Origin of the sequence: Erysipelothrix sp. HDW6C (genome assembly GCF_011299615.1) — a bacterium.
GTDB lineage: Bacteria > Bacillota_I > Bacilli_A > Erysipelotrichales > Erysipelotrichaceae > Erysipelothrix.
The window spans coordinates 887,604-911,118 of record NZ_CP049861.1 but is presented as its reverse complement, the minus strand read 5'-3'; the positions used below and the strand labels follow the sequence as shown (position 1 = coordinate 911,118).

The 23,515-nt window shown below is 39.7% G+C and carries 23 protein-coding genes and 1 riboswitch; of the genes, 4 read left to right on the top strand and 19 right to left on the bottom strand.

The genetic code is table 11. The annotated features are described in order from the left end of the window. Positions 1-100: 100 nt before the first annotated feature. Complete coding sequence (locus G7062_RS04065; RefSeq protein WP_166064651.1) at positions 101-1,861, bottom strand: ABC transporter ATP-binding protein; 1,761 nt, start codon at positions 1,859-1,861, stop codon at positions 101-103. Next, positions 1,845-3,590: an ABC transporter ATP-binding protein gene (locus tag G7062_RS04060; protein ID WP_166064650.1), complete on the bottom strand. Its 1,746-nt coding sequence runs from the start codon at positions 3,588-3,590 to the stop codon at positions 1,845-1,847. The genes G7062_RS04065 and G7062_RS04060 overlap by 17 nt, the downstream gene beginning before the upstream one ends. Positions 3,591-3,670: 80 nt before the next feature. On the opposite strand from G7062_RS04060, the gene G7062_RS04055 reads away from it, so the two are divergent. After that, positions 3,671-4,483: a MerR family transcriptional regulator gene (locus G7062_RS04055; protein ID WP_166064649.1), complete on the top strand. Its 813-nt coding sequence runs from the start codon at positions 3,671-3,673 to the stop codon at positions 4,481-4,483. 14 nt (positions 4,484-4,497) lie between these two features. Here G7062_RS04055 and G7062_RS04050 read toward each other — a convergent pair whose 3' ends face one another. From G7062_RS04050 to G7062_RS04035, 4 genes are all read right to left on the bottom strand, one after another. Beyond that, positions 4,498-5,001, bottom strand: coding sequence for a GNAT family N-acetyltransferase (locus tag G7062_RS04050; RefSeq protein WP_166064648.1), 504 nt, complete (start codon positions 4,999-5,001; stop codon positions 4,498-4,500). Between the two features lie 7 nt (positions 5,002-5,008). Next, a complete protein-coding gene (locus G7062_RS04045; RefSeq protein WP_166064647.1) occupies positions 5,009-6,550 on the bottom strand; it encodes a YfcC family protein in 1,542 nt (513 codons plus the stop codon). A gap of 5 nt (positions 6,551-6,555) precedes the next feature. Then, on the bottom strand, positions 6,556-7,887 hold the full coding sequence (locus G7062_RS04040) for a Sapep family Mn(2+)-dependent dipeptidase (protein WP_166064646.1): 1,332 nt from the start codon (positions 7,885-7,887) through the stop codon (positions 6,556-6,558). Positions 7,888-8,036: 149 nt separating this feature from the next. Next, positions 8,037-8,594, bottom strand: coding sequence for a DNA-3-methyladenine glycosylase I (locus G7062_RS04035; protein WP_166064645.1), 558 nt, complete (start codon positions 8,592-8,594; stop codon positions 8,037-8,039). 167 nt (positions 8,595-8,761) lie between these two features. On the opposite strand from G7062_RS04035, the gene G7062_RS11455 reads away from it, so the two are divergent. Further along, positions 8,762-9,211 carry a hypothetical protein gene (locus tag G7062_RS11455; protein WP_205700149.1) on the top strand — a complete coding sequence of 150 codons (450 nt, stop codon included), beginning with the start codon at positions 8,762-8,764 and terminating at the stop codon, positions 9,209-9,211. A gap of 27 nt (positions 9,212-9,238) precedes the next feature. Here the strand turns inward: G7062_RS11455 and G7062_RS04025 are convergent, their stop codons facing one another. The 6 genes from G7062_RS04025 to G7062_RS04000 all read right to left on the bottom strand — a co-directional run bounded on the left by G7062_RS04025 (position 9,239) and on the right by G7062_RS04000 (position 13,564). After that, positions 9,239-9,979 (bottom strand): ABC transporter ATP-binding protein, encoded by a 741-nt coding sequence (locus G7062_RS04025; protein WP_166064644.1) that lies wholly within the window; start codon positions 9,977-9,979, stop codon positions 9,239-9,241. Further along, positions 9,979-10,953: an ABC transporter substrate-binding protein gene (locus tag G7062_RS04020; RefSeq protein ID WP_166064643.1), complete on the bottom strand. Its 975-nt coding sequence runs from the start codon at positions 10,951-10,953 to the stop codon at positions 9,979-9,981. The genes G7062_RS04025 and G7062_RS04020 overlap by 1 nt, the downstream gene beginning before the upstream one ends. 12 nt (positions 10,954-10,965) lie before the next feature. Further along, entirely contained in the window at positions 10,966-11,727 is a 762-nt protein-coding gene (locus G7062_RS04015; protein WP_166064642.1) for an ABC transporter permease, read from the bottom strand. Next, a complete protein-coding gene (locus tag G7062_RS04010) occupies positions 11,699-11,995 on the bottom strand; it encodes a thiamine-binding protein (protein WP_166064641.1) in 297 nt (98 codons plus the stop codon). Before G7062_RS04010 ends, G7062_RS04015 begins: the two co-directional genes overlap by 29 nt. A gap of 66 nt (positions 11,996-12,061) precedes the next feature. After that, positions 12,062-12,190, bottom strand: a riboswitch (TPP riboswitch). A 54-nt stretch (positions 12,191-12,244) separates the two neighbouring features. Continuing rightward, positions 12,245-12,910 (bottom strand): hypothetical protein, encoded by a 666-nt coding sequence (locus G7062_RS04005; protein WP_166064640.1) that lies wholly within the window; start codon positions 12,908-12,910, stop codon positions 12,245-12,247. Between the two features lie 33 nt (positions 12,911-12,943). Beyond that, positions 12,944-13,564, bottom strand: coding sequence for a Type 1 glutamine amidotransferase-like domain-containing protein (locus G7062_RS04000; RefSeq protein WP_166064639.1), 621 nt, complete (start codon positions 13,562-13,564; stop codon positions 12,944-12,946). A 77-nt stretch (positions 13,565-13,641) separates the two neighbouring features. Between G7062_RS04000 and G7062_RS03995 the strand changes: the two genes are divergently transcribed. After that, a complete protein-coding gene (locus tag G7062_RS03995; RefSeq protein WP_166064638.1) occupies positions 13,642-14,583 on the top strand; it encodes a YafY family protein in 942 nt (313 codons plus the stop codon). A gap of 42 nt (positions 14,584-14,625) precedes the next feature. Then, complete coding sequence (locus tag G7062_RS03990; RefSeq protein ID WP_166064637.1) at positions 14,626-15,375, top strand: bifunctional 2-polyprenyl-6-hydroxyphenol methylase/3-demethylubiquinol 3-O-methyltransferase UbiG; 750 nt, start codon at positions 14,626-14,628, stop codon at positions 15,373-15,375. A gap of 6 nt (positions 15,376-15,381) precedes the next feature. Here G7062_RS03990 and G7062_RS03985 read toward each other — a convergent pair whose 3' ends face one another. The 7 genes from G7062_RS03985 to G7062_RS03955 all read right to left on the bottom strand — a co-directional run bounded on the left by G7062_RS03985 (position 15,382) and on the right by G7062_RS03955 (position 23,381). Further along, the gene (locus G7062_RS03985) at positions 15,382-16,872 is read right to left on the bottom strand and encodes an ATP-binding cassette domain-containing protein (protein ID WP_166064636.1); all 1,491 of its coding nucleotides are present in this window, start codon (positions 16,870-16,872) and stop codon (positions 15,382-15,384) included. Between the two features lie 106 nt (positions 16,873-16,978). Then, entirely contained in the window at positions 16,979-17,308 is a 330-nt protein-coding gene (locus tag G7062_RS03980) for a YrdB family protein (protein ID WP_166064635.1), read from the bottom strand. 125 nt (positions 17,309-17,433) lie between these two features. Further along, positions 17,434-18,210, bottom strand: a complete 777-nt coding sequence (locus tag G7062_RS03975) for an MBL fold metallo-hydrolase (protein ID WP_166064634.1) — start codon at positions 18,208-18,210, stop codon at positions 17,434-17,436. Between the two features lie 12 nt (positions 18,211-18,222). After that, positions 18,223-20,565, bottom strand: a complete 2,343-nt coding sequence (locus tag G7062_RS03970; protein ID WP_166064633.1) for an RNA ligase — start codon at positions 20,563-20,565, stop codon at positions 18,223-18,225. Between the two features lie 18 nt (positions 20,566-20,583). Continuing rightward, positions 20,584-21,300 (bottom strand): DNA alkylation repair protein, encoded by a 717-nt coding sequence (locus G7062_RS03965; RefSeq protein ID WP_166064632.1) that lies wholly within the window; start codon positions 21,298-21,300, stop codon positions 20,584-20,586. Beyond that, positions 21,297-21,674 carry a nuclear transport factor 2 family protein gene (locus G7062_RS03960; protein WP_166064631.1) on the bottom strand — a complete coding sequence of 126 codons (378 nt, stop codon included), beginning with the start codon at positions 21,672-21,674 and terminating at the stop codon, positions 21,297-21,299. Before G7062_RS03960 ends, G7062_RS03965 begins: the two co-directional genes overlap by 4 nt. Before the next feature lie 27 nt (positions 21,675-21,701). After that, positions 21,702-23,381 (bottom strand): hypothetical protein, encoded by a 1,680-nt coding sequence (locus G7062_RS03955; RefSeq protein WP_166064630.1) that lies wholly within the window; start codon positions 23,379-23,381, stop codon positions 21,702-21,704. Positions 23,382-23,515 lie beyond the last annotated feature (134 nt).

The window sequence follows — 23,515 nt, the reverse complement described above, 5'->3', positions numbered from 1 at the left end:
CGACTCTAGAATATAAGATTTGTGTGACATGTATCTGAACTCAATTCATAATGTGCGTGAACAAAAAAAAAAGACGGAACCAATGTTCCGTCTCACTTATCTAAGCATTGTCAGCAAACTGGCTGTTATACAAGTCAGCATAGAAGCCGCCTTGTTCCATCAGTTCATCATGATTTCCTGTTTCGATGATATTTCCATCACGCATAACAAGTATCTTATCTGCATTTCGAATTGTTGACAATCGGTGCGCAATGACAAAACTTGTTCGACCTTTCATCAACTCAGCCATTGCCTCTTGAATCATTGCATCAAGTCGTGTATCAACAGAACTTGTTGCTTCATCAAGAATGAGAATACGTGGATCACTTAACAGTGCACGTGCAATGGTAATCAATTGCTTTTCTCCATTGGAAATGTTGGATGATTCTTCATTCAGTTCCATGTCATAACCATTGGGTAAAGTTGTAATAAAGTGATGGACATTGGTACGCTTTGCAGCATCAATGATTTCTTCATCACTGGCATTGGGTTTACCATAAGCAATATTGTCTTTAATCTTGCCACTAAAGAGCCATGTATCCTGCAATACCATACCAAACAACGAACGAAGATCATCACGACGCATGTCACGAATATCGACGCCGTCAATGCGGATGGCCCCTGAGTTTACATCATAGAAACGCATGAGCAAGTTTATGATTGTCGTCTTACCTGCGCCTGTTGGACCGACAATCGCAACCATTTCACCAGGTTTAATTTCAACACTCACATCTTGAATAACGGGCCTTTCTCCGTATCCAAAGTGTACATGATCAAAACTTACTGCACCTTCATAATTTTCAATGACGACTGGATTCTCAATGTCATAGATATCATCTTTTTCATCAAGATATTCAAAGACACGATCCATCGCCGCAATTGAAGATTGAATTGTTGGCGCAAGTTGGGTGATTTGTGCGAGTGGCTGATTAACTTGCCAGATATAGCGTACAAACGCTTGTAAGGCACCAACCACGATTGCACCTTCAGCAACCTTTACGGCTCCCATAAAGACAGCAATCGCGATCACGATATATGTTAACAAGGAAACACTTGGACTCATTAATCCAGAAATAAAGTTTGCTTTAAATCCATTTTCGCAAAGTTTGTTGTTTGCTTCTTGGAAATCTGCAATTGCATTTTCCTGATAGTTATACAATTTAATTTCATTGAAACCTGTAAATTTTTCTTGAACAACTGAATTGAGATCTCCCAGAGACTGTTGTTGAATCGTAAAGAGTTTTTGCGAGTGATTGATGATGTATTTCGATAGTACGTAGGATAATGGGATAATCGTAACCCCAACCAACGCCATCTGCCAATCAATAACAAACATCATAATAACAGCAAAGATAATTCCCAGAATTGACATTACAATTTGTGAGAATGATTGTTGCAATGCACCGGAAAGTGCTTCAATATCCGTCGACATACGGCTCATCAAATCTCCTGCCGAGTGCTCATCAAAGTAGCGAATTGGAAGACGTGTCATTTTTTCTTTGACAGCCATTCGCAAGTCATATACTGCTGCTTGAATTGCATCTGAGATTAGATACTGCATTGCCATACGGGATAACCCATTGACAACATAAATAATAAAGAGAACTACAATAATATTCCAAATAATATCATATTGAATGTGAGCACCTTCCACGCCATTGCGAATTGCTTCAACGTCACTCGCTAGCTGTGATGTCCCCATCCCTTCAATTGCTGGTGCAGCAGCAGTTAAAACTGCAGCAATAAATATACAGAAGATTGCAATTCCTAGTTTGAATCGGTATGGCTTTAAAAATTGCCACATTTTACGCAAGCTGCTCATATTTTGCCATCTCCTTTTCACTTAATTGCGACTCTGCAATTTGGACATAAATCGGACATGTTTTCATAAGTTCTAAGTGTGTTCCCTTACCCACAATATGTCCTTCATTCATAACCACAATTTGATCCGCATCAACAATTGAACTGATGCGTTGTGCTACGACTAACATAATGGAATTCTTGACTTCAGATTTTAGGTTCTTGCGAATCATTGCATCTGTCTTATAGTCAAGTGCTGAGAAACTATCATCAAAAATATAGATGTCTGGTTTTCGTACCAATGCACGAGCAATACTTAGGCGTTGTTTTTGACCACCTGAAACATTCGATCCACCTTCACTTAACCACTCTTGGTATTGATCCGGTTTCTTTTCAATAAAATCACGCGCTGCGGCAAGTTCTGCACTTTCAATGATTTCTTGGTCATCCGCAAATTGTTTACCATAGCGGATGTTTTCAGAAATACTTCCACTAAATAACAATGCTTTTTGCGGGATGAATCCAACTTTGTCACGCAATGCGTATAAATCATAATCGCGAACATCGACCCCATCAACAAGAACTCGACCCTTGGTTACATCATAGAAACGAACAATTAAATTAATCAGTGTTGATTTTCCACTTCCCGTTGAACCAATAAAGGCAACGGTTTCACCTTGACGGGCTGTAAATGAGATATCCGATAACACATTCGCCTCACCATCTGGATATGCAAAGTCAACATTTTCAAATGTGATTTCAGTTTGTGTGTTGCCTTCATGAACACCATTCGCTGGGTTTTGAATCAGTGGCTCTTTCTCAAGAACTTCACGGATACGACGTGCACTAACCGCAGCACGTGGATACATGACAAATACGACAGAGAACATGAGCAATGAGAACAATGCATGGAATTGGTATTCCAAGAATGCTACGAGGTTCCCTACTTCAAGTGTACCCAAATCAATCATGCGTGCAGCAAAGAACATAATAAATAGAACCGCAACATTTAAAATAAAGAAGAAGATTGGTTCTACACGTGTCATCATGACGAATAAACGTTTCGATGTATCCGCGTAATCGTGGTTCTCTTTTTCAAATCGGGCAGTTTCATGTTTGTCCTTACGGAAAGCACGAATAACCCGAACTCCGGTAATATTTTCCCGGGTAATTCGGTTCAAAGTATCCATAAGACGTTGTTGTTTGCGGCTGATTGGTCCTGAGACAATACCAACAAAAATAACAACAGCAAGTATAAAAGGAATACTTCCGGCAACAACCATCGCAAGCGATTGGTTGGTATTAAAGATCATCCATGCGGATGCAAAAATCATAATCGGGCTGTTTAATCCCATTCGTAGTAACATTTGTACAAATAATTGTAATTGATAAACATCATTGGATACACGTGTAATCAATGATGAAACACCAAATTCATTATATTCCGAATGTGATAGTTCTTGTGACTTTCTAAATAAGTCGGCACGAATATCACGAGTAATGCGTGTTGCAATCCTGCTGGATGTATAGTTTAGTAAGATGTTACCCAATCCACCGACAAATGCAACAGCTAACAGAATAAACCCTTGAGATTTAATAAAATCCAAGTTCCCTGTTCCGATACCTTCATCAATCATTCGTCCCATGATTGTTGGAATTCCCAGTTCTGTAACTGCAAACCCTAAAATCGCGACGAGATTAAGAATAAAGAGTAACTTATACTTTTTCATGTATTTAAGTATTAGTTTCATAATCTACCTCCTATACTTATTTTCACAACTGATTTATAATAAAGTATAAAGTAACCTTATAGTCAAGGAGTATACGCAAAATGAACATAAAAAATGATAAAATCACAACAGGTCAATTCGCAAAACTAGCCAATGTCCCCAAACATGTGCTTTTTTACTATGATGAGATTGATCTCTTCAAACCCGAGTTTGTCGAAGACAACGGGTATCGCTATTATGCTTACCATCAATACTATGCATTTATTGTTATTACTTTCCTACGCGACATGGGCATGCCCCTCGCTGAAATCAAAGATTACCTCGATAATCGTTCCCCCGACCATCTTACGTCCATTTTAACACAACGATTGGATATGATTGAAGAGAACATTCAAAAATTAATGTTAAGTCAAAATTTTATCACACATACACTCGATAATATTAAGATTGCACAACAATCACCACTCGACATCTGCCAAATCAAAGAGACGCATCAAGAGCTTCTGATCATTAGCCAAGAATCACCCACACGCAACCCCAAAGACTATCTTTCCGAATTAACAGCGTTCAGTGTTGATAATGGCATCACCTTCGTAAATTATATCGGTACAATGATTCACCGCGACGATGTTTTTGCAGGTAACCCACGAAATCATTCCTTCCACTATGCAACAGTATTGGGAGAGATGGATGCAACAAACACAATTACGCGTCCCAAAGGGAAATATTTGACCTACTTGCACCATGGAGATTTCGATTCTATATATAAAGGATACGAAGCCATGGTTGATTATGCAAAAAATCACCAATTGAAACTTGGTGATTACTTTTATGAAAACTTACTCATTAATGAAATAACCGTTAAAACAGTCGATGAATTTATTGTTGAAATATCAGTACAAATATTAGAATAGGTCGCCGAAGCGACCTATTTTTTCCATTCACTACGAAGTAATCCGTAGTAATCAACATCTTGATATTTTCCATCACGATACAACATTTCGCGCTTCACACCTTCCAATGTAAAGCCCATTTTTTCATAGAGTGCTTTGGCACGCGTGTTAAACGAGAATACGTGTAAGTAAAGACGGTTGAGATTCAACCCTTCAAATCCCCAGTCTAAAAGTTGCTTCATGACTTCTGTTCCGAGTCCCTGTCCCCAGTAGTTCTTATCGCCAATTACGATTGCCAATTCAGCATGACGGTTGCGCTCATCCAAATTCATGAATGCGCATGTTCCGATTGGGTTACCATCTGCGCAAATGGTAAAGGTTAACCCTTCTACCATACGCTGACTCCAAACATCAACTTCTTCGAATGACATCGGACGTAAGAACCCTGCTTGGTCGTATTGTGCCACTTCAGGATCATTGCGCCACCCATAGTAAAACGGAATGTCTTCTTGTGTAAACTTCTTAAATGTTAACGTCATAATTCTCCTATCTTACAATTCCAATATATGGTGCTATTGCTATAATTATTGCTGAAACAAATAGTAAAGCCAATAGTATTTTCAAAGCAAATTTCAAGTATTTATCATAAGGAACGTTCACTAATTCCAGAGTTCCCATCAGGGTCGCACTTGGATAAATTCCCGACATAAAATTAACACCTGCAGCAAAGGCCGATATCAACAGAATTTGTCCGCCTTCAGTTCCTATCGAACTTGCAGTAAAGAGTGCAGCTGCTACAGCTCCCAAGATTGGCATTGAGATTCCTGCAACACCACTGGTTGATTGGAGAAAAATACCAATCAATACATAAGCGGCAATTGCGAAGATTCCAAATACCCACAACGGTACACTCGAAAGCGCATTGGAAATCCAATAAATAAATGTTATTGACATTCCCTCTGTCGAGCTCCCCATAATAATTGCTATCCCACGTGCAATCGCCAAGACAACGACGACGCCAAAGAGATCTTTCATACCTGCAATAAAGGTATTGATGAATTCCATTTCTGGAATGCGATTGATAATTTTCAGAATAAATGCACCAATGACGAAGAGGAATGCAAACTCATTGAATCCCCATTCTCCTAATGGTGTAACATGCGCTGCACCAAGAAGATTCCCCAATACAGGAACTTTAGCAAGCATTGTAAACGGTGAGTTCACAATATCTGCGACACCTTGGCCCAGCAAATCTGCCCACGGTAGATATCCAAGAATAATAACAATGACTACACCAATCAGTACAAGCGCCGACCATTTTCGTTTCGTGGTAAATTCTGGTAATGTTTCACCAGCATCTGTTAAGGTTTTAATCTCTTTATCACCTGCTATGACCGATTTGCTTGGATCTTTCTTAACTTTTGAAGCATATTGAACGACCAAGAATGTTCCGACAACGTAAAGTGCCAAGAAGATAATGGAACGAAGAACAATTCCCGATCCAATCGATAAATCCGGGTTCCCAATAGCCGCTACTGCAGCACCGGTTGAGAACGGATTCACCAAACTCGACATATTACCAATTGTAGCACCAACAAAGATAACGCCCAATCCTGTCATGACATCATAACCAGCCATGACAAACATGGGAATTATAACGACAGCAAATGCAGTGATTTCTTCCCAGAACCCAAAAGATGTTCCAAGAACTGCAAATACAAACATCATGACCGCAATAAGAACATTCCCTTTGAATTTATTTAGCAGACTTCCAATTCCAGCTTCAAGGGCTCCAATATGATTTAAAATCGCTAAGAACCCTCCCGCTGATAGGATACCAATTGCTACATCACTCGAAGACTGAAAACCTTGAATTGGAGCCATCAACACATCCCATAAACCAAACGGTTGCATCCCCTGTCCACGAAGGACCTCACCATTACTTCCAAAAACTGCATCAAATACAATTTCTCCGGTGCCTTTATCAAAGACTGATTGCGGAATAAAGTAACTCAAAGCCGCCGTAATCACAAGAGCCATAAAGACAATTGTGTACGAACTTGGCATCTTAAATTTTCGCTTCGTCATAGGTTTTATCCTACCACAATATTCAAGAAGGCCTCAGCATAGACAGTCATTGCAACCTTCATATCCGCAATGCTAATACGTTCGTTGGGTTGGTGTTCTGTCTTAAGTCCTGTAGGTAACAACGCTCCAAAGGCAACAACATTATCCATTGCGCGTGCATAGGTTGCACCCCCACTGGTAATTGGTTGTGATTCAAGGTCGCCTGTTACATCTTGATATGCTTTCATTAATTGTTTAATATACGGAGAATCCTTTTCCATATAAATTGATTTTAAGTAATCAAAACGCTCCACAACAACTTCATATTTGTGAGCTTCAGCTTTTAGTTTCTCTTCCACTGTTTCAACTGGGAATGTTACGGGGAAGCGAATATCAATTCCAATTTCTTGCATATTTTCACGGAATTCAGCTTTCCCAACATTAAACATGAGTTTTCCCGATACCTCATCAGAAACTTCACCGTAAATTAGCGTCCCATTGGGGTTGCTCATCTTTTCTACAATGAATCGAATCATGTCATTTGTTTTCCCTGCTTTGTGCAATGCTTCAGCGAGATAGACAATCGCATTTTTACCGCGATCGGAATCCTTAGCATGAATTGCCAAGCCAATGACCGTTAGGTCCTTGCCATTCACTGTATACTCATAACCAAGTTCATCCAATGCTTTCGCAACTGCTTCATCAAAATCTGTCGTTGCTTGAGCCGGTACAGCGTTCAACGCACCACCACCTTCAAGGCGTACATCACTCATTTCATGCGATGTTAAAGTATATTCAATAAGACCTTTTTCGGCATAAATTAGTGGGAATCCTGAGTCAGGAGTGAAACCTTTTGTTGGGAGTTCTTCTTTCGCAACATACGCTTTCATGCAACGCCACAACGACTCTTCATCCGTACCAAAAATGAAACGCACTCTTTGATTGAGCTTTTTACCTTCATCAAGCAGAATTTTCAATGCATACATTGCTGCGAGTGTTGGTCCTTTATCATCCGATGAACCACGACCAATTAAGAAGCCATCTTTCTCTACCAATTCAAAGGGATTGGTTTCCCATGAATCCAAGCTTCCAGGAGGCACAACGTCCATGTGACCCAACACACCAAACATTTCCCCACCGGTACCAATTTCTGCATAGCCATAGTATCCATCGGGATCGATGTAGGTTGTGAAACCTAGTTCTTTAGAAATCTTAAGCACTTCTTCTAAAGCAAGTTGGACGTTTTTACCAAATGGTTTTACACCATCATCGGTAAGCACACTTCCAATAGAAACCAGACGACCGAGATCTTTTTGATAATCTGCAAATACGTCTTCTACTTTTTTTCTTAAATCCATACTACCTCCTATTTTGAGGCGTTAGCCCCTTGTACTATCATTGTATCAAAATCCCTTTGCAAACAACATCAAAGCGGTGTGGAATCGTATGAAATTACCAAGAAAATCAATTTATGGTTTTAAAAAAATAACACACTCTACTGAGCGTGCTATTTCGTCTTCTTAAAACAATCATCCATATGGTCATCAACCATGCCTACGGCTTGCATAAATGCGTAGACCGTTGTGGGACCAACAAACTTAAAACCAAGTTTCTTAAGATCTTTGCTGATTTGCGTCGATAATTCTGAAGACGCGGGAACATCGGACATCGAAGCATAATGATTCACAATCGGCGCATCATCAACATAACGCCAGAGAAACACATCCAAGCTTTCATGATCTTGAATCATATTCACATACGCTTTGGCATTATTGATAATGGCCTCAATCTTCAAACGGTGACGAATGATCCCAGGATTCAAAAGTAATGTTTCGACCTTTTCAGCGTCGTATTCCGCGAGCAAATACGGATCAAAATTCGCATATGCGGCGCGCATTGTTTCGCGTTTGTTGAGGATTGTCGACCAACTCAAACCGGACTGTTGTCCTTCCAACATCAACATTTCAAACAGGTAACGATCATCATGATTGGGGACGCCCCATTCAGAGTCGTGATATGCAATTTCATTCTCGCTATGCTCAGCCCAAGTACATCTTTTTGTCATTTTTAAAACTCCCTTTTGTCTCATCATATCATAATTGATAAAGTCATGACATTTTTAGAACATCTTAAGCCATTTTGAACTCTTTTTATTTTAATGTGATATGGTATATCCGGTCGAATCATAGTTTACCTATGTCCAGGGCTACACATTTTGGAAGGAGGGCTACTATGAAGAAACGCATAGTACTGTCAGTTGTGTTGATGCTTGCATTAACCGCTTGTGGTGCAAAAGATGAACCCAAAACTGACGAAAACAAACAAAACGAGACAGCAGATGTTGCACAAACACCTGTCACGGAAGAGAAACCTGTCGTTGTAGAAAAACCAGTAGAACAACCGGTTGAACAACCTGTGGAAACACCTGTCGAAGAAGTAAGTCTCTCACAAGACGATTACATTATTCAAACTTTCGCAGCATACGGTTTCGATGCATCCAATACAGGTAATTGGATTGTCAAACAGGAAGGACCCAACAAGGTCGCAGTTATTATTAAAGAAGGTGTTGGACGTGGACGTCCTAACATTAGCAAACTTATCTTCTTATGGAATGGTTCAAGTGTTGATGCAGAAATCTTATTTATCATGGTTAATAATTCCGTGCAATACGGTTCCGAGTAAACAACAAAACTCCCGAGTGATCGGGAGTTATTTTTTTAAGATTGCGAAGATTTCTTTCTTAATTCGCATGAAATCCTCACTGATTAAGAAGGATTGTATACGTGGTCTTGGCACATTGACCACGATTTCATGGCTTATCTCACCGGGTTTTCCAGTCATAATAAGAATACGATCCGATAAAAATATGGCCTCATCAATATCATGGGTAATAAACAATGTTGTGAGGTCGAGTGATGCCATCATTTTCAAGTACCATGCGTGCATGTCACTTTTTGTGAGTGTATCCAATGCACTGAATGGTTCATCCAAAAGGGCAACATCTTTCCCCATGAGAAAGGTTCGCAAAAACGCAACACGTTGACGCATCCCACCCGAGAGTTGGTGGGGATATTTTTGAGCAGTATCCTCAAGTCCAAATTGGGGAAGATAACCAAGAACGTGCTGACGTGCTTTTTTCTCATCCCAACCTCTAATTAACAATGGAAGCGTCGCATTATCCAAAACGGTACGGTATGCAAACAACAAGTCTTTTTGGAGCATGTAACTGATATTTCCAGGTTGATTGGTAATATCAGTCCCATCCAAATATACACTGCCATTTGTGGGGAGCAACAGACCTGAAATAACGTTGAACAGTGTTGTCTTCCCAACTCCACTGCTGCCCAGAATACTTACAATTTCTCCGTGTTCTATCGCAATCGAAACATCGTTAAGAACGGGGTTATCACCGAAACTTACGGAAACATTCCTTACTTTAAGAACACTCATTATTCAGTGATAAACTGATTGGTAAATCCAAAGCCTTCAGCGATGGGTCGATCAATCAGGTTTTGTTGTGCAAGCCATGTGTAGAATCGATTCCAACGCGCTTCATCAATCAATCCCCATTGTTGTGCATCTGCTTGATATTGTGGTGCGAGCCATTGTTGGCTAGCATGGATAAACGATTCTTTTCCACGAAGTTCAGGAACATGTTTAATCAATATATCACCTGCTTCAATTGGGTTTTCACTCGCAAACTCATACCCTTTTTTGATTGCGGACATAACTTTTTTTGCTTGTTCCGGATTCGCTTCAAGATAGTCATTATTAGCAATAATCACAGGACTGTAATAGTCAAATTCAGGTGCGTAGTCGGCAAAATTGAGATAATTCGTCTCCAAACCTGCCTCATCCAATGCGATACCATCCCACGCTCGGAAAATCCAAATTGCGTCGATATTGGTTTGCAATGCACTGACGGCATCGGCCACGGTACTTGGAATTAATGTGACTGCATTAAAGTCACCACCATCTTTAGAAACAATGTATTCGATCATTGCTTTTTCAACAGGAGAATCCCATGTAGCATAGCGATGATTGGCAAGTTTGCTTGGACGATCAATACCTTTTTCTTTTAAGGAAACCAATCCCGATGTATTGTGTTGCACGATTCCAGCAACTGCGGTAATCGGCAGTGGGGATTCTTTGGCAAATAAGGGCGCAAGCGAATCTTGGAATCCAATACCAAATTGTGCACCACCCGATGCAACCAATCCTGGGGCACCATCTTCTGGTGGTTGTACAATTTCAAAGTCAATTCCAATATCGTCAAAATAACCTTGGTCTAAGGCCACATACAATCCGGTGTGGTTGGTATTGGGTGCCCAATCCAACACGAGTCTCACAGAATCAGCCCCTTTAGACGTACTGCAACCTACCAGTAATAGCATTGTCAGTATTATAAAACTCATCTTCTTCATTCAAATCTCCCTCTACTCTTTTTCTTTCCATGGTTGTGCACGTTTCTCAATGAAATTGACAAGCGCCATCATTAACAGACTTAACACAGAAATAACCACAATGACCGCGAACATCTTATCAAAGGCAAATACCTTTCGAACACGCGTCATATAAACCCCAAGACCATCATTTCCTCCCAACCATTCGGCAATAACAGCTCCAACAATGGCATACGATACTGAGATTTTCAAACTTGCAAAGAAGGATGTCAGTGATTGCGGAAATTTCGCAAAGCGAAACTGTTGCCAACGTGAAGCACCCATTGCTTTCAGTAAATTCAATTGGTCTTTATCAACACTGCGAAGACCTCCCAAACATCCGATTGCAATTGGAAAAAAAGACGTTAGTACAATTAGTGTAATTTTAGGTAAGACACCATAACCCAACCACAGTACCAATAAGGGTGCTGTGGCAACTGTCGGAATTGTCTGAGTGACAACAATCAAAGGGTATAGAAAACGATACACTGGATCCCAAAGATCCATGACAATCGCGAGACCATATCCGATTATAACGCCAAACAAAAGACCAACAAATGCTTCGAACAATGTTGTTCGTGCATGCAATACTAAGATAGGGAATTCACCAATTAATGCCGCAACAACATCAAATGGTGACGGTAACATAAAGCGTGGGACAACTGCAAACGAAACCAACAATTGCCACACAACCAATACACTACCAATTGACAAAAGGAATACGTACCTATTGTTGGTGTTTTTTAATTTTTTCATCGATTGTTAGAAGATTTCCTTCGGGGGCATACGCAATTTTTACGTAGGATGAGACCTTTGTGCTCCCGGCATTGATCGCAATCAACTGTGCTTTTTTAATAATCTCCATCAGCGTATCAAAGTCCCCTTCAACCGAGGTTTCAAAAGCGCCCACGGCGTAATGCAACCCGGTACTTTTAATATAATCAATCACTTCATCAACAATACGAACTGTTTCTGCATTCGTATCGGCATGCGGTAATATTTGTAATGCTATACTTGCGTTCATAAATTTCCTCCTCTAAATATAAAAAACCTCTTTCCAAGCGAAAAGAGGTGTTAAAAGACTCACAAAAATTGCGAATTAATACATCCCTACGCCAGTATTATCTGGATCAAGTGCTAAACAGCAAAATGCTGTTTAAGGGTTTAAAACCATCGGTTTCGTCTCAGCCCACAAACGCGAGCACCCCTTGTATACATATTTAATTGTACGTGACTATTATATGACAAACAACGTAAAAGTCAATGAACGTGCTTATAGTAAACTTCGCGATTCTTGGAAAAGCCAATTAGAGTTGCTTGGGCGATGTGGGCGCGCCTCTCCTCGACCCCGATTAAGCAACATAAACAGTAAAATCACAATAAAAATCCAACCCATGATGTACACAAATTTATTGAAATATGTTAGAAATACACGGAACTTGCGTCGTCGCTCCATTTTCACAGAACGTTTGTCACCGCGTAAACTGTCCCAAGCAGATCGATTGCGCGCACGAAACGAGGCTATGGATTCATAGCGATGAACTGTATCGGTAAACAACGTTTGTGTTTCTGGAGAAAATTTTTGAAGTTTTATAATGCCAGGTATCACAACTCCAGTCATCGTATCCACCGAAATTCTCTCTACCGGTACACGCGCCAACTCTCGATGAATTGCAACCATCAACGCATCACTTTTAAGTGGATAGTCTTCGATTGACGCAAACCACGCTTGCCACGCATCACTTTCACTCACATCCAGGGTTTTTAATGTTTCGCTAGGTACAGGGACTGATTCTTGTGCAGTAATTGCTGCATTCAATGCATCATTGTATGCGCCATTTAATGCTTCTGATTCCCCTTCCTCTTGAACACACGAAAAGTATGCCAAACGTATTGTTTCTAAATCTGTAGTTGGTTCAATCTTCAAGAGTTCCCACATAAGCCCACCTCACTGCTATTATTATAACATAGCTTATGATTTGATGGCTAACACGCTCACGAATTCATCGCATACAAAAACCGCTTCAGAATTTGAAATCGGCAACAAACCATCGCCCTTAAAATTACATCTAATCGCAGCCGTCGCTTTCACAAAAGGAGAACACCCATCGTGAGGAAGAATATGAAATCCAACCATCCCAATCCCTTTTGTGCTTTTGAGTTCTGCAGCTTTCTCAGGATCATCCATTCCCCTAACATAGGAAATATCACTCCCCATGATAATTGAACCGGCAGATTCTCCAAGATATACCTTACCTGCATTCACATACGTCCGAATTAATGTATCAATGTTATGCTTTCGTAATTCTTGAAGAAGATAAAAAGTATTTCCTCCCGAGACGTAAATGTAATCACAAACGGAAAAATGAGAATCGATGTCCTCATAGGTTTGTTTGTGAACATCAATCATCACAATCTCAATTCCAAGTACCTCAAACACACTTCGTGCTGCCGATACATACCCCCGATACGACTCAACCTCCGCTGCTGTCGCAATAAAAGCAACGCGTTGACCCCGGTGCCGATTGTGAACGTGCTGTATAAATAACGCGTCAACGTCTTTAAATGATGAACATAAGAATAATTCTTTCATAATAAACCTCCCTTCATAAATAGGGTATCACTTAATGGTGTCATAGTATGATACCATTAGAGTAAAAGGAGATATTTATGAGTAAAACAAACCGAATTCACGATATGCTGTATTACCTCAAAGATAAAAAACATTTCCAACTCAATGATTTAATGGTGACATTTAATATATCCAAGAGCACCGCTTTACGGGATATTACAAAACTTGAAGAACTTGGAGCGGCACTTGTTTCTCATCCTGGAAAGCACGGCGGCTACACAGTTGTAAACAGCAATATCACACCACCTGTTTACTTTTCATCCTCAGAAATTATTGCGATTTTCTTTGCAATTCAATCACTAAAAGGATTTAAACCGCTCCCTTTTAACACAGAGTACCAAAGCATCACCAACAAATATCGACAACGATTATCCGCAAGCGAATTGCATACGATTTCGAAATTAGAAGCGCGGTTCTCCTTTTCGATGGATACAATGCAAGCAGACACACCTCATCTCGATTTCCTCATCAACCATATTTTACACAATTCAAACTGTTCCTTTACATATAAAGATTCACTGCGTAATGTTCATCCATTGACCATGAGTTCAACAAAAGGCTTTTGGTACCTGCAAGCCTTTGACATTGACATGAATTACATCAAAACATTTCGCGTCGATAAAATTATAAATCCTGTCGAATTTGCCCATGATTTTACCTACGATTTTGCATCCAATTCCATACCACTGCATCAACAATTTCAGCGAACCATCCCGTTTTCTGTCTCCATTAAATCAGATGCTATTGACCGCTATAAACGAGACGCTTTTCCAAATATGACACTCACTGAATGTGGCAATACTGCGCACATTAACGGATACTACCACCCCGATGAACTCGAATTTATGTCGGAATATTTTTTAAAATTTCATACATCCATCATTGCCATTCAGCCAGACGATCTTTTAAATACAATGATTGCATTAGTACAACAACAATCCAATCATCTTCAAGGTTTAACCTCGAGTTCATTGACTTAAGTATCGAGAGTTCGTATGATGTAAGAAAGGCTGGTGATTCTTATGTTTAAAGATTATGGTCCCTTAAGTACTGCGGTTTATGAAATTACAAAACCAATCGGTTATTCGATTGATGGTGACATTGAATTTTATGCAAAGCGACTCAAAAATGTTACGGGAAGTATTCTTGAAATTGGAAGCGGAACAGGACGCGTCATGATACCCTTACTTCAACAAGGATATAAAGTCCATGGTGTTGATACATCGTGGAATATGATTCAATCAAACAAACGCAATCTCGATCAGTTCAATCTTGATACCGTAATTTTCCATGATAATGCCATGACAATGGCACTCGAACATTCCTACGATGCCATCATTATGCCATCGGGGACCTTCTGTCTCATCACTCAATATGAGAGCATGGTTGCGATGGTTAAAAACATTTACACGCATCTGAATACTGGTGGTCGCTTTATCTTCGATATCCTGCTTCCCGATGATTTTATTGTCGGTTCATCACACACATCATTTGTAAACATCACCGAAAATTGCGGGATCGTTTGGGAGATGAAGTCACTGTCCATGGATTGGCATACGCAAACTACACATTCACTTATCAAATACGAAAAGTGGAAAGATGGTGAACTCATTGACACCGAGTTACAGAATTTCCCAATTGTTTGGTATGGAATTCAAGAAATGACCTTACTGCTTCAAACCATTGGCTTTCAGGATGTTATCATTTCAACCAATTATCAGTTTAAACACCATGCTAATGGCAACATTATTACACTTGAAGCCACAAAGTAATGCCAGTCAATCGACTGGCATTTTTTTAAATCCTTCTTCTGTAAACTCTAGAACTTGATTAAAAACTGCATCAATAAGCGAACGGTCATGGGTAATACAAACAATCGCACCTTGATAATTCTGAAGCATGGTGTAAATTTCACTTACTGACAACGGGCTCAGATTTCGTGATGGCTCATCCAAAACGATAACATCGGGTTTGAGTAACACAAGTTTTAAAAGTGATATTTTCGCTTTCTGCCCTCCTGAAAGGTAACGCATGGGCGTATTCATTTCTGTCTCTGTAAACTTAAGACTTCCCAAGTGATTGGTTATCAGGCCTCGTTCCTCGCGATCTCCAGTGCGTACACAATTATCAATTGGGTTCGCATCATAATCTAGATTGCGTCTGTAATCCTGGTACATAATGGCACCATGTTCAGCAAATACGCGATTGATGAGGGTACTCTTTCCAATACCATTTCTACCAATAATTGCGACTTTATCCGTACTGTAGATATCAAGGAAATAATTATCTCCCAAATGCTTTCCTGCAATATCCAAGCTGTCTACATCGATCGTTTTTACACGTTTGCGATGTACCCCTTTATTGGGTTCAAAACGTAATGAAATCGCGTCCTCAACATCAATTTTATCATCAATAACCTCGCGATCAAATCGCTTTTCCATTGACTTTACAGCTTTCATTTTCTTCTTAAGAAGACGACCTTTCGCTGGATTCTGACGGGTATTTGTGGACAATTTGTGCTCTACTTTGCTGTAGAGTTGGCGCCATCGATCCATCTGTTTTGCCTTCTGATTCGCAAGATTGTCAACATTTTGGTTGTGCTGATTAATATGCGAATTGCGAGTTGCTACGTAGGTTGCATAGTCGCCTTCAAAGACTGTAATACGCGATCGTGTTTTGCGATGTGTTTGTTCAAAATGGACAATGCGATTGGCAACATTCGAAATCAAACGAACGTCATGCGAGATAAATAACACAGGTTTATCAAGCGCAAGTAACCAGTCTTCAAACCATATAATTGTTGGCAAGTCCAAGTCGTTTGTTGGTTCATCAAGCACGTAACAATCAACACGTTGCATCATCAAGCGAATTATCTGTAGTTTAACCCGTTCTCCACCACTAAACGACGAAACTGGTCTGTCTAAATCAGCATCCGTTAAGTGTGGCAGTATGCGTTCAAGGTTCTCATTGAGGTACTGATAGCGATCCCAATCCTCTTCGATCATGAAATCGAGCGCACTGATATTGAGTGACTCCTTAGAAATATCTTGTGAGAGATATCCAAAAACTGTTTTCGTGTGACTCAATGTGAGATCTACAACGAGATCATTTAAACTTGAATCATGTATTAGCGATTTAAAGAACAGGCTTTTTCCGTTCCCCTCTTCCCCAATTACAGCAATCTTATCCTTTGTATTTATAGACAAAGAAAAAGGCGCGACAAGTTCGCGCCCCTGTGGTGACTTAACACCGACGGTTATATTAAGCATGGCAAAACTCCTCCTATTTTATTATGAATGATTTAATGTGTAGGAGTTGTACGCATGTTCGCACCGCCTTTCGTTATCTTCATCATAGTATACCTTGAAATAATTGTCAATTAAAAGCAATTATTGCTTTACTGATTGCATAAAGCAATATATACAAGAGCGCACCAATTTCTTGCCCACCAATATACTGCATGAGTATTGAGAAACCTATAATAACAATCTCAATGGCGAACCGAACATGTGAAGACACTTGGATCGATGCCTTTGGTGATACAAACAGCATCCAAAGTGCGATTACGATGAATAACGCGAGCACTGCAACGATATAACGGTGTGAGCCCATTTGCTTCATCTTCAAGATATTAAATACTATCGCGAGTGTGCCATAGACTTCCAAGAGAAATCTAACACCCAATGCTATCTCATTTATGATCATACCAACCTGCCTTGTCTTACATTCAAGAATATTTTGAACCATTTCTCAATGCATCATAACACTGAAGCGGTGTTTAGAGTCAATCAGTAATTTTCTAAACATATATACTCTGGTAGTAGTGTCACTTAAAACTGAATACAAATTGTCTTGAATGTATGCAGACCCGTACCAAAGTGAATCAAATCATTATCACGTAGAAAGACCACAGCCTTTTCAACTTCACTCAAGACGTCACTCGTAATCCCCAAAGTATTATGTGAACCATAAATCATGGTGATGTCTGGAATACTCGCAATTCGCGCTAAGGATGTGACCAAATCTTGCGGATTTGTACTTGGATAAAAGGCATAAATTGGAGTATCAAGATACAAGAGATCACCTGTAAATAACAACCCATCTCGTAAATCATGAATTGCAATATGACCGGGAGAATGACCGGGTGTATGTAGAATCTTAATTTTACGATTGCCAAGGTCAATAATTTCATTGTCTTTGAGCACATACTGGGGTTGACCCTTAAAAAGATCGAATGTCGTAATGTCGAATCCACGTGGTAAGGGATAGTGCACATCACGAATTACATTCTCTCGAATGGATTCAAGTGTAATGCCAGGAATACCATGGACCAGCCAATCTACCTCGAGTTCATGCACTGCAATTGTTTCAAACTCATGGTGATTTCCAATATGATCACTGTGGACATGTGTGGTAATTACACTCACAGGAAGTGATGTCAGTGCATCTACTACCTCTTTTATCGAGTAAATACCAATTCCTGAATCAATAAGGACTGCTCTCGATTCTCCGATCAAAAGAAACGAGTGCACTTTTTCCCAATGATGGAGCTCACTGATTGCAAAGGTCGTTGCGTTAATTGTTGTTACTGTAAACCAATCATACATAACGATTCTCCCTTAATATCTAAATTCATGTGAGGGTTTTGCATTCCGGTAATGTTTGTACACAGTTTCCTGTAATCCATGACGATCAATCGAACATTTTTGACCCTCCCATTCGATATAAGATGCGACATCGACCAGATACGCTTCCAAGAACGCATCCTCGAAGAAACCACGCTTTTTAAGCCCTTTGCGTAAGAAATCAAGGGAATGGTTTGCTTCAAAATTACGGACTGTCATTTTCGATAACTGATAAAATACACTCTTGTACTTAAACATCAATCCATTCACATCTCTGATTACAAAACCTTCAAAATCAATTGAATCATTTTTACTACTGTAAGTTCTTAAGAACGCACGATTTTGTTCACCAATTGTAAGGTGTTCATCACGTTCAATTGTTTCATACTCAACATACGATATTGCAACGTCTTGTTGGTTCCAATCGAAGTACGCGTCAAGATTTGGTTGTTGCGAGAAATCTAAATCTTCATGTAAGGCCCTTTCAATCCCACCAAGAATTATCAAGCGATTCTTCAAATCACGCGGGTAGATTGGATGGGGATCTTTTTCGGGGTTTACAACTTCAAACATCAATGACATCGTATTGTTGTGAAGGAAGTCTTTTAATCCGCGTTCATCGATCATTACAGACCGAAGCATTGCTTCAAAAAGTTCAGCATGCATTGATTTAAGTGTTGTTTTTGATGCAAATACAAGGGCATCACTGGCCACATCGTACCCAAGGACACCCAAGTATCCATTTTCTTTTTTTGAGACAACCAGCGGATACGATAGCGAATCAACCAAGGTTCTCTCACTCGAAAAACTATTTTCATTAAAGTTAAAAAACTTGTCAAAACCGCGAGCTACTACCGTTTCAGTTACAACATTGATAAAAAGACCACGCGCAAGCATGACATCCCGATACCAGTTCGAGTTGTAAAATACATCACGTGAAAAATTAAATGAGGCGATATCATCCATTCCAATATCCCACTTAATGTTTATATCAGAATTCCCTTTTGAGCGTGCAATAAAGAGACCTACATCGACAGTTTTCGGCATGTCAAAATGAACATACACGGTATCTGCAATGTAAGTATCACCATCAAAAATACACCATCGAATGCCCGATTCTCCATTGAGAGGATTTAAGTTTATCGACGATGAGAAATGGCAATAATTACTGCCATCATAACTATTTTGATGTCCATGGATTTGAATTGCTTGGGGAAGTGTTTCGCGATATTTTTGGTCAATATCATACTTATAGGACCCCAATCCAAATGTAACACTGTCCAGATTCACTAAATTCAAATTGTCACAGGATACAACTTCATTATCAATTCCTGAATGTGTGAGTATGAATTCTTTATCTTGATACTTAATATGTGCAAACGAGCGCAGGCGATTTTCAAAGCTACGAATCGTACTTGCGAATTGTTTAATTGCATCAGCTTGGATATGGTGTGTATAGAAATGTTCAATCAGTTTTCCAAGTGTATCTTGGGCTGTTTTGCGTACTCCAGTTTTTGTAGCATCACCCAAGTCACTAAAACGATAGTTTCCATCTTTTAAGTATTCACCAATATGACGTATTGATTCATCATGGTTCCCCCGTATGAACCATGTATTCGGTCGATTAAGTAAGCTTCCCAAAAGTTCTAACGTCTCGAATGGTTGCGGTCCTCGGTCAATATAATCTCCAAGGAAAAACACCGCATCCGATTCACGGAATGTGGCGACGATTTCTTGTAATGATAAGTAGTCATTATGAATATCACCAATGGCAATCAAACGTGATTCATCCGGAATCACAAGTGTTGGCTTGGATGCAAACCGATTCTCTAAATCGCGATAGTTGATGATTTCAATCTTCTTGTCTTGTGCAATTTTGAGTACATCTTGCTTTGCATTTGTCATGCGATCGATGACATTGAGTGGTACGCGCTCCGGGTGCTCGCGCAGCATATTCTGTGCAACACATGTATCATAATCTACATCAAAATCGATGAGTACGAGTCGAATCCGTAACTTTTTGGTCATTTGAATCAAACCATTAATTGTCTTTCGATTGCACAACGTGCTATCGAGGATCGTGGTCATCCCCCGCTCAGAACGACTTTCAATAAGTTGATTTACCATTTTGAAGGTTAACTCACTTGTCTTATGACGTGATTCATTGGTATAGAGTTGCAGACCGTTTTCGTCATTCCATTCGTATGTCTCCGCTGAGATAAGTTTGCGGATTGCGTCGGTACTTAAAACAAAACCGCGTTCATAAAGCCCTAAATCATGTAAATATGTTGATTTTCCACTTCCAGGTACACCAACCGTTGCAAACAGTGTTTTCATAATATTCCTCGTTTCTTTTTATTGATTGCTTTGCTGCCCCATCTTTGAATGCTTTGATATCAATCGTCTTCGTCCCGTCACCTTGACCAAATCCGCCACTTCTTTCAATACATCTTTGGCTAACCAAAGTTGGGCTCTGTTATTACTTGATAATAAATCATGGCATTGGAGTATGACTCGCTCCTGCCACTCTTGATCTATTTTTCCAATTTCTCGCATTACCCAGGAAATCGATTTTTTTACATATAGCGAGTCATTGTCACTGTATGAACGACAGAGTTCCAGATAATCTGCGATTGTTTCATATTCGATGTCGTTATTGTGGACAATATCAGCACACATAATCACAAAAGCTGCACGCACAGAATACGTTTTCGACTCCTGTATCCATGCACTTAAACATGATGTATAAAACGGTGTTTTAATCACGAGTTCTTTGCAAAAATGGTCACATAAATCCCATGAGTAGATGTCAGCAACCATTCTATCCAAATCATCGTGCGTTACAGTGAGCGCATCATAAACTAAAACACTCAGGATCCGGGCTTCATGATACCCAGAATCCCACAACAATCTGGCCAAGCGATCATCTTTCTTTAGTGTTTTCGCATATTTACGAATAAATGGTGTGGGGACACCCAAACTGTTTGTCTCCGGAATACCAAGCTTGATAACGTTCATACGATGTTTTTCACTCGCTTCACGTTTCAAATCAGAAATAATTGTATCAATCATCGAATTGCCTTCCCTATTCTCAAGTTTTGGCGCCATTGCGGAGCCTCAGTGATATCACACCAGTACTCACGTAAGTGGGTTATTAGTCCGTCTTTTATCGTAAAGAATGAGACTGCATAGAACGACAATTTCATCTCTAATTCATCAATTTTAGTTATCGACATAAGTGTATCTGGGCACGCCTTCACCTCAATCACCGTCCCCTGCCAGCGCCCTGGATACTCACAATTAGCGCGCAGATACGATGCAACTGTAAAGGATTCATTGGTAGCTTCCCAAAGAATCGTAGCATCCGGATTGAAATAGGCACTAAGCTGTTGCGGATCTTGCAGTGCGACGTGCTTCCAAAAACCATTAATATCAAAATCATTCATTTCTATTTCCTCCTACTATCTCAAATTTCAAGCAATCCATGTATTTGTAGCACCGTAGTGGTCCGCACGTTTTTGTGCTTCCACAACGATATCTTCATCATAATTGCACACACGAAGTAGAGCGATTGCGTTACTTCCTGTGGTGATGCCATCATAAATACGGTAATCATATGTAATTTCTTGATCTGTTGTCACTTCCTTGAAGTGATAGTTTGAGTATTTACTTCCAAGCAGTTGTGTCAGCTCAATATCATGTGTGGTTAGCAATAAGAAACAATCACCTTGAGCAAATGTATCCAATATTGTTGATGCAGCTGCAATCCGTTCAACTGCATTGGTCCCCTTAAGCATTTCGTCCATAAAGAACATGGTATAGGTTCCCCCTTGAGATAAACTCACCATTTCTTTAAGGCGCTTAATCTCTGCCATATAGAAACTGTCCCCTCCCAATAAATCATCCGATATCGTGATTGACGAATAGACATTGCCTAACTTAAATTGGAACGCGGTTGCCATTGCGGTATTGATTGTCTGTGACAAAACTACGTTGACCGCGAGTGTGCGGGCAAATGTCGTTTTTCCACTCGCATTTGCACCCGTCACCATTGACAATCGGTCAACATGTTTCGTATTCTTGACAGGTTTTTTTATCAAAGGATGGTATACGGATACAGCATTAATTGAAGCTGAGTCATGGAACGTTGGCGTACAATATTCGCCCTTGAACTGTCGATAAGAAGCAACCGCAATACACGTCTCAAGATGACCAATAAGGTCGTACAATGATAAGATATCGCCACGATTTTTGATGAATAATTTCTTCGCTTGTTGCAATGCAATCCCATAAAGTCCATAAAATGCTGCGATTACATAGAAGATTGCATTCGCACTGGAACTCCCCATTGTCAACTCAACATACGTAACGACAAATGAAGCATGCGATGTCATTGCTTTTTTTATACGTGCGACTTCTTTAAGTTCGTCTTCAAACACATTAGGATCAAGTTTCTCCAATACTTTAAGTTTCTTAAAAACTTTACAGAACATGATCATGGTATCCCAGGTATCTTTTGTTCGCTCATAAATCGCAGAACTCATCATAAACTGTCCAATAAGAATGATACCGATAGCAATTATTCCCAACCCGTCTTCGAGAGCGCTACTTGGATAAAGGATGCAGTACAGCGTCGTAAAGAATCCCATGATTCCCATAAAACTGACAACACCTGTTTGGAATGAAGCAAATGCTGACTCTGAAGCTATATGTTCCACAAATTTATTATCATCTTTTGTTTTCATCATGCGAAATTCATATTGTAGTGCCTCCCGCTCATTTGGATGATTTGAAAAATACGTGACTTGCTCTTCAAAACGATTAGCATTTATTTTATTCTGTTGGCGTAACTGTGCGTAAAGATACTCCGAACCGATACTTGATTGGGTGTAATCAAGTGTTCTAAAAATTTCATTCATTTGTAAATCCAACCAGGTTTGATCATCAAGTGTATCCACACTATCACTTCGCAACTGATAATAGTAACGTGCGACTTGATCAATTCTTCGACCATCATATATCTGTGTACGATTAACACCATATTCTGTACGAATTAACCTTAAAATCTGCTGCTTTTGAATGTAAGCAAAAATACGTAAGACAATTATAATGAGAATAATACTAGCAACGACATACCAAAATGTAATGTCCATAAAATACTCCTTTGTTTTCTTTTCATCGTACCATGTTCCCATGACCGTTATTGTCACTCGCTCTTAAATAACGCTTTGATGTCATCAATCTTATCATTTGTGTGCAAATCATATGTTCTTCGAGATACCTTGAC

Bases quoted from the DNA above. Each gene is read 5' to 3' on its own strand.
- G7062_RS04065 (WP_166064651.1), bottom strand. From the start codon at position 1,861: ATGAGCAGCTTGCGTAAAATGTGGCAATTTTTAAAGCCATACCGATTC.
- G7062_RS04060 (WP_166064650.1), bottom strand. From the start codon at position 3,590: ATGAAACTAATACTTAAATACATGAAAAAGTATAAGTTACTCTTTATT.
- G7062_RS04055 (WP_166064649.1), top strand. From the start codon at position 3,671: ATGAACATAAAAAATGATAAAATCACAACAGGTCAATTCGCAAAACTA.
- G7062_RS04050 (WP_166064648.1), bottom strand. From the start codon at position 5,001: ATGACGTTAACATTTAAGAAGTTTACACAAGAAGACATTCCGTTTTAC.
- G7062_RS04045 (WP_166064647.1), bottom strand. From the start codon at position 6,550: ATGACGAAGCGAAAATTTAAGATGCCAAGTTCGTACACAATTGTCTTT.
- G7062_RS04040 (WP_166064646.1), bottom strand. From the start codon at position 7,887: ATGGATTTAAGAAAAAAAGTAGAAGACGTATTTGCAGATTATCAAAAA.
- G7062_RS04035 (WP_166064645.1), bottom strand. From the start codon at position 8,594: ATGACAAAAAGATGTACTTGGGCTGAGCATAGCGAGAATGAAATTGCA.
- G7062_RS11455 (WP_205700149.1), top strand. From the start codon at position 8,762: ATGAAGAAACGCATAGTACTGTCAGTTGTGTTGATGCTTGCATTAACC.
- G7062_RS04025 (WP_166064644.1), bottom strand. From the start codon at position 9,979: ATGAGTGTTCTTAAAGTAAGGAATGTTTCCGTAAGTTTCGGTGATAAC.
- G7062_RS04020 (WP_166064643.1), bottom strand. From the start codon at position 10,953: ATGAAGAAGATGAGTTTTATAATACTGACAATGCTATTACTGGTAGGT.
- G7062_RS04015 (WP_166064642.1), bottom strand. From the start codon at position 11,727: ATGAAAAAATTAAAAAACACCAACAATAGGTACGTATTCCTTTTGTCA.
- G7062_RS04010 (WP_166064641.1), bottom strand. From the start codon at position 11,995: ATGAACGCAAGTATAGCATTACAAATATTACCGCATGCCGATACGAAT.
- G7062_RS04005 (WP_166064640.1), bottom strand. From the start codon at position 12,910: ATGTGGGAACTCTTGAAGATTGAACCAACTACAGATTTAGAAACAATA.
- G7062_RS04000 (WP_166064639.1), bottom strand. From the start codon at position 13,564: ATGAAAGAATTATTCTTATGTTCATCATTTAAAGACGTTGACGCGTTA.
- G7062_RS03995 (WP_166064638.1), top strand. From the start codon at position 13,642: ATGAGTAAAACAAACCGAATTCACGATATGCTGTATTACCTCAAAGAT.
- G7062_RS03990 (WP_166064637.1), top strand. From the start codon at position 14,626: ATGTTTAAAGATTATGGTCCCTTAAGTACTGCGGTTTATGAAATTACA.
- G7062_RS03985 (WP_166064636.1), bottom strand. From the start codon at position 16,872: ATGCTTAATATAACCGTCGGTGTTAAGTCACCACAGGGGCGCGAACTT.
- G7062_RS03980 (WP_166064635.1), bottom strand. From the start codon at position 17,308: ATGATCATAAATGAGATAGCATTGGGTGTTAGATTTCTCTTGGAAGTC.
- G7062_RS03975 (WP_166064634.1), bottom strand. From the start codon at position 18,210: ATGTATGATTGGTTTACAGTAACAACAATTAACGCAACGACCTTTGCA.
- G7062_RS03970 (WP_166064633.1), bottom strand. From the start codon at position 20,565: ATGAAAACACTGTTTGCAACGGTTGGTGTACCTGGAAGTGGAAAATCA.
- G7062_RS03965 (WP_166064632.1), bottom strand. From the start codon at position 21,300: ATGATTGATACAATTATTTCTGATTTGAAACGTGAAGCGAGTGAAAAA.
- G7062_RS03960 (WP_166064631.1), bottom strand. From the start codon at position 21,674: ATGAATGATTTTGATATTAATGGTTTTTGGAAGCACGTCGCACTGCAA.
- G7062_RS03955 (WP_166064630.1), bottom strand. From the start codon at position 23,381: ATGGACATTACATTTTGGTATGTCGTTGCTAGTATTATTCTCATTATA.